Source organism: Candidatus Kurthia intestinigallinarum (assembly GCF_003991225.1).
In the GTDB taxonomy this organism is placed as follows: domain Bacteria; phylum Bacillota; class Bacilli; order Bacillales_A; family Planococcaceae; genus Kurthia; species Kurthia populi.
Genome location: NZ_JTFC01000027.1, coordinates 24,851 through 38,271, shown reverse-complemented (window position 1 = coordinate 38,271; position 13,421 = coordinate 24,851). Strand labels below are relative to the sequence as shown.

Genomic DNA, 13,421 nt, shown 5'->3' with positions numbered 1-13,421 from the left:
ATAGCAATACATCTACATAGAAGGGAACAGAAAGTATGAAGGAATTGCGCTCGTACAGTTTAATTATTATCGGAACGTTGATTTTGGGGATTTCCTATAATGCCTTTTTACTACCAGCAAAACTTGCGGCTGGTGGCGTCGTTGGCATCAGTACCATTTTGCATGAGTTATATGGTTGGACACCTTCGCTTGTTCAAATTTCGATGAACCTACCATTATTTATTTTAGGCTATTTTTTATTAGGAAAAAGCTTTAGTGTTAAAACGCTTATTGGGACGACCTTATTACCATTATTTATCGCCTTAACGAGTAAGCTACCAGCGGGTGTGGAAGATCCAATGCTCGCGTCAATTTATGGTGGGATTTTGACGGGTCTTGGACTAGGGCTCGTATTCCGTGGTAATGGCTCTACAGGTGGGACGACGATTATTGGCCAGTTACTGAAAAAATATTTCCATTTTTCAAGTGGTTTTGCGCAAATTTTAATCGATGCAACGATTGTCATTTGGGCGATGTTTGTTTTTAATCTCGAGCTTGCGCTATATGCGATGATTGCGATTTTCATTACAGGTAAGGTGATTGATCTTGTACAGCTACGCACATCGACATCGAAGCTGGTGTTAATTGTGACGGACCAGGAAGAAGCCGTGAAAAAGCTCATTCACGATGAAATTGACCGTGGTATGACGAAGCTGTGGTCTGAGGGGGGCTATTCAAAACAGCAAAAAGCCTTATTATTTACGGTCGTTGAACAGGCAGAGGCCGTTTATTTAAAGGAATTACTCCAACAAGAAACAGATTCATTCGTTATTTTCTTAAATGCGTCAGATATTTTAGGTCGAGGTTTTTCAATGCCACGTTAACAAAAAAATCACGTCCAACAATTGTCGGTCGTGATTTTTATTTTTTTTCGTAATAAATGAGCATTGCTTCTGTTAAAATTTGGGTTAATTCTACGGCGGTTTTAGTTGTTTGAATGTGTATTTCAAACGGATTTGATGGGTCAAAGTCTACGAAATGAGGCTCTTTTTCTAAATGGATCGTTGTTTCTAGTGGAATCGTTTCATGGAATAGCTGTGCAGCAAGAATTTGCAATAGTTTAGCAGCCTGTGCAGATTGTAAAATAAAATGCGCTGGCTTTTCTTCAATGAGTTCATACGTAGCTGGTACTTGCGAAGTCTCGATGAACTGACAAGTAAATGGCGTTTTTTGAAAAAAGAGAATGTGTTCATCAAATAAAGCGATGATGCTTTGATTTTTTTCAAAGGTACATTGGATGTTATGCTGCATAAGTGTACGAATAAATTGTCGCTCTGCCTCACCCAGTTGGAAATGAAAATGAATTTTACCATTTAACAAAGTACGACGTATGATGTGTAATGACTGATTTTCTAACAGTTGCTCATTTAAGTTAATAATCGAACATTTATCGGCCATTGCTAGAAAATATTCAAATAGCTGATTGTATTCTTGTACAATTTGATTTTCACGATGCGAAAACGCCATCGTTTGTGCTTCGAATGGATTAGATTGGTCTAAAATATACATAGATGCTCCTTAAGACTTAAATTGAGTTTATTATAACTGCAAATGAATAGTGAAATCAATGATTGCATCATTATGAGTATCGTTTAACGAAGGAAAGGGCGAGAATAATGAAGAAAAAACTAATAATAGGTACTGCGCTAACGGTCATAGTAGCCCTCATCGCAGCCAAACGAAAAAAACAGGTGAATCAAATATTTTATTTAGCAAAGGATGCGCCCTATTATGATGCGGTTAAAGGCGCGCGACAAGGAACGCTTCCGGCAGTTGTAGATGGCGTACATCAGCAAGTGGTCGTCGCGCAGTTTATAAATGAAAAATGGGTTTGTCTAACAGACGGTCGTTATATGAAGTTATCGTATTTGCAGGTCAATATTGACGGCGTGAGCGAATTAATGGCCAAAGAAGATGTGGTCATTTTTGAGGAGCCCTATCAAACGAGCAAAAAAATTGGTACATTATCCTTTGGTTCACGTGTAGAAGTTGTAGAAGATGGCGGGGAATGGACAAAAATTCATTGGCATAACACATGGCGATGTATCGAAGGGTATGTTATGACAGCCTATATGAAATATTAAAAAAGAGGGGTCGCGTATTGGCGCGATCCCTCTTTTTATTACGATTAAGCTTCGGTTACAGAAATGCTAGCAGATGCTTTGATTGTATTGCCAATCGTGCAGCCACGTTCAGCAATTTTGATTAATTTGGTACGGTAAGCTGCCTCTAAATGAGCAGGCAATGTGAGCTCAACGTCAATCGTAGTAAAGCGGTTTGTGATACCATCCTCTTTTAGAGGCAGTAGCCGTTGCTACTACGTCCTCTAGCTGAAAATCAATGCCGTCGCGTTCTAAGACTTTTCGTACGTTCATCGTCATACAGAGCGCAACCGCCGCCTCTAGTAGTTCCTTTGGTCGAAAACCTTGCGCATCGATGTCACCATTAAAGCTCGTAGCGGTCATACCCGCATCATTTGTAATCGTTGCCTGCTGATTGTCATAATGAATACGTGTCATGTCAAAACCCCTTTACGCTTTTGTGTATTTTTTAATAGCTGGTAAAATATCGCGGCCAATGATTTCGATATTATGCATTAATTTATCGAATGGCACCCCACCAAAGTCAATTTGCGCCATAAAGCGGTGCATACCGAATAATTCGTATTGGTATAAGATTTTTTCAATAATCATTTGGCTATCACCGACCATCAAGGCATCAGTAGGGTCCTGTGCGGCATTAGCTACCTGCGCGAACGGATAGCCGCTACCACGAATCGCTTGGAAGCCACCTGATAAATGAGGGTGTGCGCCATTTGCAGCAAGCTCAGCTGTATCACCTACATGGAATAGACTTGCTGTTGCAAGAGGGAAATCCTCGCGCTTAAAGCCGCTACGTTCAAGTGCCTCGTAATAGGCATCAACCGATACGGCGAAGTTTTGCGCAGGTCCGCCAAGTGTTGTGAGCATCATTGGCACACCCATATAGCCAGCCTTAATCGCTGACCCCGGAGGACCACCAACTGCACGCCATAATGGCAGTGTCCCTTCTGATGGTTTTGGTAAAATATCGGCATTCACAAGTGGTTTACGGAATTGACCTTCCCAGTTAACTAAACCTTGTGCATCGTTAATTTGTTTTAATAGCGCTAATTTTTCTTCAAAAATCGCCTCATAGTCTTTTAAATCAACACCGAATAAATCATAGGCACCGACACGAGAGCCACGTCCTGCAACGATTTCTGCACGTCCATTTGAGATTAAGTCTAGTGTTGCGAATTCTTCATATACACGAACCGGATCCGCCACACTAATAACAGAGGCAGAGCTTGTTAATTTAATAGTATTTGTCGCCTGTGCAATGGCACCAAGCACGACCGTATGCGCCTGTGTTGTAAAGTAGCTCTGGTGACTTTCGCCTACACCAAAGACATCAATGCCAACATCCTCTGCTAGACGTGCCAATTCGATAATTTCTTGAATACGTTCACCAGCAGATAGACGAGAGCCTGTTAATGGATTTGGAATGTGATCGCCAAGTGAATACAAACCAAACTCCATGCCATTTGCTGGGTTGATGCGGTTTTTCATTTATAATTCCTCCTCAATAACGGTTAATTTTTCTTCGATTTCTGCGCGACGTTGTTCTAAAAATGGTGGTAAATCGAGTGTTTCGCCCATATGCGCGCGATTTTCATCAATCGTAAATCCAGGTCCATCTGTCGCTACCTCGATTAAAATATGATTGGCCTCACGGAAATAGATGCTTTGGAAGAAGTAGCGGTCAATAATGCCCTCTGATTTAAAACCATGTGCACGCGCTTGTGCTAGGACATCTTCAAGCTCCTCTAAATCTTTGACGCGTAATGCAAGGTGATGAATGCTGCCGCGTCCAGGTTTTTCGCGGTCTCCCTGTTGTTCAATGACCATGATTTCACCAAGTGCTGAGCCGAGTTGTTTTTGATAAATATGATTCTGTGCAGTATAGCCAAAAATTTCTGTTAATGTTTTGGCAAGTGCCGCTTCGTCACGAACGGTCATTTCAACGGTACCCATACCTTGAATTAAGTGCTCTTCTGGAATATCTGTTTGTGGCCAAGGTTCCCAGAAATCTTCACGGTCATCTGCAACGATTAAATGCATGCGTAGACCATCTTCATCTTCAAAAGGAAGTGCTGGGTGATTTGCATACGTTGTAATATCCCCATGCTTCACATCATATTGTGTAAAGCGTTGCTGCCAAAATATAAGGCTTTCTTCTGATGGCACAATCAATGAAAAGCCTGTGATTGCGTTTGTGCCGCGATGTGTTGCACCAGCAATTTTCATCTCGAAAAATGTAATATTTGTGCCCGGGGTTCCCGTCGTATCTCCATAAAATAAATGGTACATATGCGGATCATCTTGATTGACTGTCAGTTTCACACGGCGTAAGCCTAAAATATGACGATAGAAGTGGTTATTGGTATTCGCGTTTTTTGTAATCATTGAAATATGATGATGCATAATGTTTCCTCCTAGATGTAGCTCTTTAATTGTTTCTATTTTATCTTGAATTCAAGATAAATGCAAGGGTTATTGAAAAATTGTACGATGTCAGATTATTTCTACTATAATAGATGGTAAGGGGGATGAATCATGCAACAACAGACACAGCAACTTTTAGATGGATTACGCCAAAATAGTGAGGCATTGATTGAGGACGGATTACTCTTAGCGGCGCGTCATCGCTACAGTCGTGCGTATTTATGCTTTCAAGCCGCGATTGATGAAATGAATAAATATTTTAGTATTGAGCGCACGGAAAAAGTAGCACCGATTAATTGGCCGGCCATTGATGTCGATTTATTAAATGATAATACCGTGCTTGAAAAAGATACGATTATTGAGCAGGCGCTCGTAAAATTATTAAAAGACCGTGCCTTTGGCAATGAGGTTCAAACCTTATCAGAATTTGCGAATGCCATTGATTCGTTTAAACGATTACTAGCAGGAGATGAGGAAGCGCTTGTAGCTGCACTTGATGAGCCACTTCAATATATGATGTTTGACGGAGCGGATCATATTGAGCGCGTGATGCATGAGCGCAATGAGCTACGCAAAAGCGTGCTGCAAGTCGATATTACAAATGACGGCTATCAATGCCCAACCGACGTAATTACATACGAGCATATGATAGAGATTGGCATGGCAGCACTCGCCAATCAATTAATGATGGATTATTAAGGACAGAATGAAAAAGAGGCTGGGACATACGTGTAAGAACACTCGCTCATATGAGCATAAGAAAAACTGGAATCGCGCTGTTGCGCGGTTCCGGTTTTTCGTTGCGAACGCTAAAAAAAAGTGTTTTGTCCCATCCTCTTTTTTAGTTAGGTTATAAGTAGAAGAAAGCAAGTGAATGAGCGAATTTTTAAGGGTAGATTGTATGAGTAATTCGTGTAGAGGGGGTATTGATAGTTACAGTATTGAAGTCATATTGTTTCCCAAATCCAGCTTTGGGAACTACTTTTTTATAATACCAATAAAAAACATATATGGTATTATTGGTATATCTAATAATGTTAAATGAGGTGAAAGTGTTGAAAAAATATCTTTACATAAGTATTTTATTTGGGGCGTTAGTTTTATCAGGTTGTACTAATAACGATGCCGATAGCAAAGAAATTACAGAAGATGTATCACCAATATTTTTAAAGTTAACACAAGAGCAAAAAGAGGATTATTATCAAAAATATGTAGCTGTCATAGAAGATATTAACGAAGAACATAACGCAGACCTCAAGTTAGAACCCATTACTACATTTTCTGATGAAGATTGGGTTGAAGTTGACACATTTAAAAAACGTGTAAAAGAGCGAATTGATGTATCCATTGCTGTTTCAAAAAATAAAGAACGCTATCATCCAGCTTCTGTACCGAAGATAGTGACATTAAAAATAGGCTCGAAAAAAGAGAACATTGTTTTTGAAGGTTCTTTTGATACACAATTAAACGAAAATACACAAAAAGGAAGACAATTATTTTCTATATTTAATGGGATTTCTTCGGAAGCAGAGGATTCTAATATAAATTGGAATCAATATGGTAATGTTGCTTTATTAAAAGATGATGGTGCCACTTATTTAATCGAAGTTTCAGGGAATTATTCGCAATATGGTATCATCTCTACACACACAATACCATTAGAATTTGATTCTGATAAAAATGGTGGAATTAGTTAAAATTATAAGAACTAAAAATCTATTTTTACAATGTATAAACTATACAAAGTAAACCTAAATAACGTTCCCAAATAAAAGTTTTGGAATATCAAAAAAGCCATGAATCATTATTAAATCAATGATTCATGGCTTTTCTAATTAAAGTTGTGATTCATGAAAGTGCCCGGGAAAAAGTGTTATCGATGGTTACGTAATTGGATTGGTTTTGTTTTCCAAACAGCGCTTTGATGATATTTATATTTCAAATTTATTGAATAAGAATTCGGAAAAGAAACAGGGTTTCATGTTATAATCGATCAAATATTTAAGAGAGAAAGGGGTGTTTTAATGCTGCAACAAATTAGAATTGGGAAATGGTTATTAGAAATCGACCCTATTAAGACAAGAGAGTTTTATAGGAAAGATATGGATGTTTGTAATTGCTTATATTGTTTAAATTATGTTGAATCAACTAAGTTTTTAAAGACGCCTATTTCCGATATATTCAATGAGTTAGGCATTCTTCCTGAAAAACCAGCACATCTTTCCGACTTTCCTTCCGAGGAAGTTGGGACACGTATTTACATGGGAGATTATCATTTTGTTGGAAGAGTAATAGAAGGAGAATTGTGTACAGTATCTAACTTTAATGAAATGAATACTATTCAGGTTGAGAATTTTACGTTAGGTTTTACAGAGGAATTGGTGTTTGTACCAGAAGAATTTCCCTCCCCAGTGCTACAGTTAAGTTTTGAATCTAGTATGCCTTGGGTTCTTAAAGAAAATCAAGAAGATTAGTCAAAGTCATATGTATCATTTGGAAGTAATTACAGCTGAAGTTAAATTTATTAACTATCTTCAACAAACAGGCGCAATTGCTTTATACTGTATACAAATCGATACATAATAAAAGTTAGGTAACATTTCAAACAGCGCCAAACACTGATTTAACAGTGCTTGGTGCTGTTTTTATTAGAAAATAATGCTTTGAGACGCTACGAATAAAATGTTAAAATGGTATATAATGTAAAAATCGCTTTAGGATGTGTAAATTATGAAAATAATTCATTCAATCATAGGAATACTGATAATTCTAGTGGGTTCTTTATTTATAAGTATCACCGTAGATAATGAAGTATTTAGAACAATTATATACAAAGTAATGGGTGCGTTAATTTGGCTTTTAGGTATTCTATATTTAAAAAAAGTTGCAAAGTTAGGAAAACAATAACTGTATTTTCTTGTATATTTCTATTTTTAAAACGTACCCAAACACACCTTTTTGTAAGTTTTCCTTCAACTAATTCAGCAGTTTAGTTAAACTGATAAAAAATATCAAAAAGGTAAAAGTGTATATGAAAATAACGAAATTAATGAATGAATATTATAAAGGTTTATTATTAACACCAGATCTGTATCATTCTTTGGATTTAGGTATTCACGTCGAATTAGGTGAGGATATGTATCAGACTAATGATGATGGGAAACTAAATATGAAAAGATTTTACAGCGTGTATAGGCACGTAGCTACTGTTTTTTCTTTGTTGTTTAAAAAGGATGATGATGTAATCCTTGTTGCTAATTCCTATCCAAATGACAGCAATAAAACGGTATATCCAAACTTTTTTCAACGATATGTAAAAATACAACAAAAAAAATATTCATTACGTATGCATGAGTTTATTTGGCAATTTGATGGAGATGATATTTGTGTTCAGCAAATGGAATTATTATGTAAAGTTTCAGATCTAAAACTAGAGTCTCTTTTAAAGACGTTAATACATAAGGATTTTGGCTCTTTGAAACCTCAGTTAAGAAGAAAGGATTGCCTATATCCACCTGATGTTTTCTTCATAAATGTAAGAACGAAGTGCATTTTTCATATTTATGATGATAGAGGTTGCGAAATTATGAATACTGACGTGAAATTGCATAAACAACTCGTTGAATCCCTTAAAGAATGGGAAATTCAAGTGAGAGATAATGGGTCAAATTAAAGCTGCCTATAAATAAACGTTCCCAATGACACATTAGGAACGTTAGACAAAGCCTCTGACGGGATTCGAACCCGCACTCCTTTCGTAAGCATAGGCTACGGGGAACACGCTTCCCTACGGAATTTCACCGGCTAGGAATTTCACCTGCCTCAGCTATTTTGCTTTTCGGTGCTTCTGAAACCGTTACCTTGCGACCCGGTGCTACAATTGTTTTCCGGCGCTCTTCCCTTCTAGAGCTACAGAGGCGGAGTATTATTATTTAATTATACTCTATTGCAATGGATAATTTAAACTCTGCTTATACATTTGAATACAAAAAACGTTGCCGAATAACTCTTTGAAGACATTGAAAATGGTTAAATTACCAGTATAATTTATTTACATCTTTTAAGGCGGTGTTGATATCTGCATTCATAGCTTTTACGGCACTTTTGATTGCTAATTGTACTTCTTCACGTGTTTGTAATTTATTTTTTTCGTAAGCAAAAATAATACTTCTAGATGCACTAATTAATGCTCCCAAGCCATCTGAATTAAAGGCGTTTGTAATATCTTTGCCTGTACCACCTTGCGTTCCGTAACCAGGGACTAAAAATAAAGAGGTCGGCATTGCTTCTCTAAATAGGCGCTGCTCCTCTGGGTATGTTGCACCTACTACAGCGCCAATAGACGAATAGCCACTTGTGCCGATATCACGCATTGCATAGGTATGTACGAGTTGTGCCACTTGCTCTGCAATCGTTCCATTTGCTGTCACAACATCCTGTAAATCACCAGATGATGGGTTACTTGTTTTAACTAAAATAAATAAGCCCGTTTGTTTTGCGATGGCTTGTTCAACAAAAGGTGCTAAACTATCTGATCCTAAATAAGGATTAATTGTTAACGAATCGACTTTTTTAGGCGTTTGCCATTCATTTGAAGCATCACCAAAAAACGAACGTGCATAGGCACTCGCAGTAGAATCAATATCGCCTCGCTTTGCATCTGCAATCACGATTAATCCTTTTTGCTGTGCATAATTTACTGTTTGCCAATATGCATCGATTCCTGCAGCACCGTATACTTCATAATAAGCAAGCTGTGGTTTAACAATCGCCACGTATGGTGCAATCGTATCGATAATAAAACGATTAAAGGCAATAAATGCTGCGGCTGCACCTTCATCATTTTTACCATAATTTTGTTCAGCTTCATCTAATATAAAAGCTGGTAACCGTTCAATGACTGGATCCAAGCCAATCACAGCGTGCGATTGTTTTTTCTTAATTTCATCACATGTTCTATCTGCAAAATTCATCCATATACCTCTTTTCAAATTTTTACTATTTTATTATATAATAAAAAGAAAGAAAATTCTGTGTTTTAAAAAGAATAAGATGAATAACTTGTTTATATTATCTAAAAAATTATCGTCAGAAAAAAATACTGTTTTATCATTAAGATTATACAATCCAATAAAAATAACATTCATAAATCAAAGTTTGGAATATTAAAAAAGCCACTAATTATTGTTAAACCAATGATTCGTGGCTTTTCCAGTTAATGTTATAATTTATGAAAATACCCCATGAAAGGTGTTATTGGTACTTACCGAATTGGCGAAATTTTGCTTCCTAAATACGTCTTTGGGAATATTTATACTATAATTAAAAGAAATTTTGTGGAACAAACAGAAAAAGTAGAGGGGCTGGATAATAGTGGGTGCAAGATTAGAAAAGGCTATTTATTTACGAAAAACTAAAAACTATAAAGAATCTAATGAATTACTAATGGAACTGGTGCAGGAGTTCCCCGATAATGCATCAATTAACTATCAATGTGCTTGGAGTTTTGATTTATTAGGAGAAGAGTCGAAAGCAGTACCTTTTTATGAAAAAAGCATTGAATTAGGTTTGCCTTTAGAAGAGTTAGAAGGAGCCTTATTAGGATTAGGGAGTACTTATAGGACATTAGGGGAATATGAAAAGTCAAAAATTATATTTTTAAAGGGAATTGAATCATTCCCAAATAACAGGGCTATTCAGACATTCTATTCAATGACTTTATATAATTTGAATGAACATAATAAAGCAATGGAGTTGTTACTAAAATGTTTGATCGATACAACAACTGATAATGAATTACTTAAATATAAAAAAGCGATTGATTTCTATTCAGATAAATTAGATAACATTTGGAAATAGTTCAAAAAAACACTTAAATCAATAGATGATTTTGTGTAATCAGGTTTATCTATTATACAAATCAAACTTGATAAACGGTCCTAAATGAAACTTCGGTTTATATATAATTAAAATCCTTTTTATGGTAATTTATAATTATCATATTAAGTAGGAGGGATTTTTGATGAACACTACAAATAACAAATGGAACATCGCCGAAATAAAAACGAGCTATTTTGTATTTTTTGGTTCCACAGCGGGTGCGATTGTTGGGCTAGTTGCTTATGCGAAGGATTGGTTATAATCAATTGATTAAATATTTATAACGTATACAAATCAAACGTTAATAAACGTTCTCAAATCGTAGTTTGCGAATATATGAAAAAGCCACGAATCATTATTAAATCAATGATTCGTGGCTTTTCTAGTTAACATTATGTTTCATGAAAGTACCTAAGAAAAAGTGTTATCGGTCGTTACGGAATTGGAGTGATTTTGATTCCCACTCAGTGCTTCGGGAGCTTTATTTAAAACGTCGTATGCTGTTATAATTATCCAGTAAATGAATTTAGGGAGGGTTTTTAATGATTGAAGTTTGTGGTTGTCCTAGCTTAAAAAAAGTTAAAGTTGAGGGAGATGTAGGAGCAGACGCATTATGGTGTGCAGTTTGTGGCTACAACCTCGATTTAGAAGAATTTAATTTTTCTAAACGTTTGAAAAGTGAATTAAATACGTGGATGAATGCCTATGGTGAATGGATAGATTGGGATAAAGACGCATTAAAAGAAAATGCAAATAAAGAAATAATTACTCATAATGAAATTGGTCAATCTTTAACAAAAGAAGTACAAAAAGAGTTAGTTGATTATGAAGTAATATTTAAACCAACAAGTTTATCTAATTTTTTTTGATTTTAAAAAATAATATATACCTACAATAAACGTTTCCAGATGCCACTTAGGTAAACTAGCAGCTCATTCATTGGAATGGGCTTTTATTAATTTATGGAAAAAATTTAAGCCAAATAACAACTTGACGTGTCTAATATATAGAGAAGGGTGTGATTGAAATACATAAATTATTTAAAAAGGCAAAAAAAGGAAATGATAAAGCGTTTGAAAAGCTTTTCGAGCCGTATGAAGCAGATATATATCGTATTGCTTATGTATATGTAAAAAATGAATCAGACGCATTAGACGTTTTACAAGAAACGGCTTGTAAAGCCTTTGAAAAAATACATGGTTTAAAAGAACCTGCATATTTTAAAACGTGGCTTATTAAAATTGCGATAAATAATGCACTTAATTTATTAAGAGGAAAACAGAAAATCATTTATATGTCTGAAGTATTACCAGAAAAAGCTATAGTAAATCAAAATCATATCGATCAGAAAATATTGCTAGAACAAGTAATGAATGTTTTGACGAACGAAGAAAAAAGTGTGATTTTGCTGAAATACTATCAAGATTTACCTTATACAGAAGTTGCAAATATACTCCAAATTCCTTTAGGTACAGCAAAATCAATTTGTTATCGAGCATTAAAAAAGCTGCGTATTCGTATAGAAAAGGAGGATATGTATGAATCCAATTAAAAAATCATTAGACCATATTCCATTGCCTGCTAATTTACATGAGATCACAAAAAAAGGGATTCGCCAATCAAAAAAGAAAAAGAGAAAATTATGGATTACGATTCCAACCGCTACTATTCTTCTGACAGGTTCTATTACCGCTGCTGCAACATACAATGCATCTATGAACCAACTTGTTTCGTTGCTTAGTCCTGAATTAGCAACACTCTTACAACCAATTGAACAGACTGTCGTCAATGAAGGTATAGAAGTAGAAGTACTTTCAGCTACACAGGATAAGAAATCGACAGTAATCTATTTAGCGATAAAAGATATCGAAAAAAGTCGTATTACTTCCACTTTAGATCTCTATGATTTTTCTCTTTCTAAAGGTAGCTCATTTAATGCACAAACAGTTTCTTATAACGATAAAACACGAACAGCTATTGTACGTATTTTGAGTTTTAATGGGATAGAAGAAGACACTCTAACATTACAGATACAGACGTTAAACGGGTACAAGAAAAAAATAAAAGTGGAAAATATTCCTGTTCAGTTAAAGGATGCATCTATACAAAAACTAGTTCCATTAGAAGAGGAATTTTTAAATGGTAGTGGCGGTGAAAATCCAGATTTATTTTTATCTAAAGTTTTACCTGAAGGAAATTTAAACATAGCAATGCCAGCGTATAAAAACTTAGTAGTTCAAAATATTGGTGTTTCTGAACAGACATTATACGTTCAAACAAACTGGCGAGAGAAAGACTCTCTAGATTATGCTTTTTTATATTTGTTAAATGACAGTGATAAAACGATAGATCCTGCTTTTTCCGTAGTATATGGTAGAAAGGATAACGGGAATTTAGAGTATGGACGCAATTTCATAGAATACGGTTTTGATCTTAGAAACCTTGACCTTAAAGATCTTCGTTTAGGTGCAATGATTTATCATTATCAACATCAAATCGATGGCAATTGGAAGTTGAAATTTGATGTTAAGACTATAAAGACTAGAGAAATTCACGTAAATAAAAATATTTCAAATCTCCAGAACCCCATCGTAGAGCTATCACCATTGGGCATCACAATAGAAGGAGAAGGACGTTGGAATGAAGAAGATATAAATATCACATTCATAATGAAAAATAATCAAAAAATAAAAATGTCTAAACATATAGCAAATATAGATGATTCGAAATCTACTATCACTTTTTATCCAGACCAACCAATTGACTTTGAAGAAATTCAATCAATATATGTTAATAATAAACTATTAGCATATTAAAACAGCTATGATATTTAGGTATTTTTATTAGTGGAGGGTCAAAAGTGTTTAAGTATATATTACAAATTATTATTTGTTTTTTCGTTTTAGTGATATCTTCAATAACTGGAATGTCATGTGTAATCGTCGTATTTCTAACATACTTAAGGAATTACAAACA

The 13,421-nt window shown here is 35.4% G+C and carries 15 protein-coding genes; 10 read left to right on the top strand and 5 right to left on the bottom strand.

Annotated features, from left to right (window positions below; all coding sequences use genetic code 11):
• Positions 1–35: 35 nt before the first annotated feature.
• Entirely contained in the window at positions 36–863 is an 828-nt protein-coding gene (locus QI30_RS07670) for a YitT family protein (RefSeq protein ID WP_126990353.1), read from the top strand.
• A 37-nt stretch (positions 864–900) separates the two neighbouring features.
• Here QI30_RS07670 and QI30_RS07665 read toward each other — a convergent pair whose 3' ends face one another.
• Positions 901–1,548, bottom strand: a complete 648-nt coding sequence (locus tag QI30_RS07665) for a hypothetical protein (RefSeq protein ID WP_126990352.1) — start codon at positions 1,546–1,548, stop codon at positions 901–903.
• Positions 1,549–1,655: 107 nt separating this feature from the next.
• On the opposite strand from QI30_RS07665, the gene QI30_RS07660 reads away from it, so the two are divergent.
• Positions 1,656–2,123: an SH3 domain-containing protein gene (locus tag QI30_RS07660; protein ID WP_126990351.1), complete on the top strand. Its 468-nt coding sequence runs from the start codon at positions 1,656–1,658 to the stop codon at positions 2,121–2,123.
• Positions 2,124–2,297: 174 nt separating this feature from the next.
• On the opposite strand, the gene QI30_RS07655 is transcribed toward QI30_RS07660, so the two are convergent.
• From QI30_RS07655 to QI30_RS07645, 3 genes are read right to left on the bottom strand one after another with little or no spacing between them, the layout of a single operon-like run.
• Positions 2,298–2,558, bottom strand: coding sequence for an OsmC family protein (locus QI30_RS07655; protein WP_126990350.1), 261 nt, complete (start codon positions 2,556–2,558; stop codon positions 2,298–2,300).
• Positions 2,559–2,570: 12 nt separating this feature from the next.
• A complete protein-coding gene (locus QI30_RS07650; RefSeq protein ID WP_126990349.1) occupies positions 2,571–3,629 on the bottom strand; it encodes an LLM class flavin-dependent oxidoreductase in 1,059 nt (352 codons plus the stop codon).
• Positions 3,630–4,544: a VOC family protein gene (locus QI30_RS07645; protein ID WP_126990348.1), complete on the bottom strand. Its 915-nt coding sequence runs from the start codon at positions 4,542–4,544 to the stop codon at positions 3,630–3,632.
• 132 nt (positions 4,545–4,676) lie between these two features.
• Between QI30_RS07645 and QI30_RS07640 the strand changes: the two genes are divergently transcribed.
• From QI30_RS07640 to QI30_RS07625, 4 genes are all read left to right on the top strand, one after another.
• Positions 4,677–5,264 carry an AbiV family abortive infection protein gene (locus QI30_RS07640; protein ID WP_126990347.1) on the top strand — a complete coding sequence of 196 codons (588 nt, stop codon included), beginning with the start codon at positions 4,677–4,679 and terminating at the stop codon, positions 5,262–5,264.
• 356 nt (positions 5,265–5,620) lie between these two features.
• Positions 5,621–6,262 (top strand): hypothetical protein, encoded by a 642-nt coding sequence (locus QI30_RS07635; RefSeq protein ID WP_126990346.1) that lies wholly within the window; start codon positions 5,621–5,623, stop codon positions 6,260–6,262.
• Between the two features lie 327 nt (positions 6,263–6,589).
• Positions 6,590–7,039 (top strand): hypothetical protein, encoded by a 450-nt coding sequence (locus QI30_RS07630; RefSeq protein ID WP_126990345.1) that lies wholly within the window; start codon positions 6,590–6,592, stop codon positions 7,037–7,039.
• Between the two features lie 557 nt (positions 7,040–7,596).
• On the top strand, positions 7,597–8,238 hold the full coding sequence (locus QI30_RS07625) for a DUF3885 domain-containing protein (protein ID WP_126990344.1): 642 nt from the start codon (positions 7,597–7,599) through the stop codon (positions 8,236–8,238).
• 361 nt (positions 8,239–8,599) lie between these two features.
• Here the strand turns inward: QI30_RS07625 and pyrF are convergent, their stop codons facing one another.
• Entirely contained in the window at positions 8,600–9,538 is a 939-nt protein-coding gene (pyrF, locus tag QI30_RS07620; RefSeq protein WP_126990343.1) for an orotidine-5'-phosphate decarboxylase, read from the bottom strand.
• Between the two features lie 400 nt (positions 9,539–9,938).
• On the opposite strand from pyrF, the gene QI30_RS07615 reads away from it, so the two are divergent.
• The 4 genes from QI30_RS07615 to QI30_RS07600 all read left to right on the top strand — a co-directional run bounded on the left by QI30_RS07615 (position 9,939) and on the right by QI30_RS07600 (position 13,261).
• A complete protein-coding gene (locus QI30_RS07615; RefSeq protein WP_126990342.1) occupies positions 9,939–10,424 on the top strand; it encodes a tetratricopeptide repeat protein in 486 nt (161 codons plus the stop codon).
• Between the two features lie 563 nt (positions 10,425–10,987).
• A complete protein-coding gene (locus QI30_RS07610) occupies positions 10,988–11,314 on the top strand; it encodes a hypothetical protein (protein WP_126990341.1) in 327 nt (108 codons plus the stop codon).
• 149 nt (positions 11,315–11,463) lie between these two features.
• On the top strand, positions 11,464–11,997 hold the full coding sequence (locus QI30_RS07605) for a sigma-70 family RNA polymerase sigma factor (RefSeq protein WP_233600547.1): 534 nt from the start codon (positions 11,464–11,466) through the stop codon (positions 11,995–11,997).
• Positions 11,984–13,261 (top strand): hypothetical protein, encoded by a 1,278-nt coding sequence (locus tag QI30_RS07600; RefSeq protein ID WP_126990340.1) that lies wholly within the window; start codon positions 11,984–11,986, stop codon positions 13,259–13,261. The genes QI30_RS07605 and QI30_RS07600 overlap by 14 nt, the downstream gene beginning before the upstream one ends.
• The last annotated feature ends 160 nt before the right edge of the window (positions 13,262–13,421 follow it).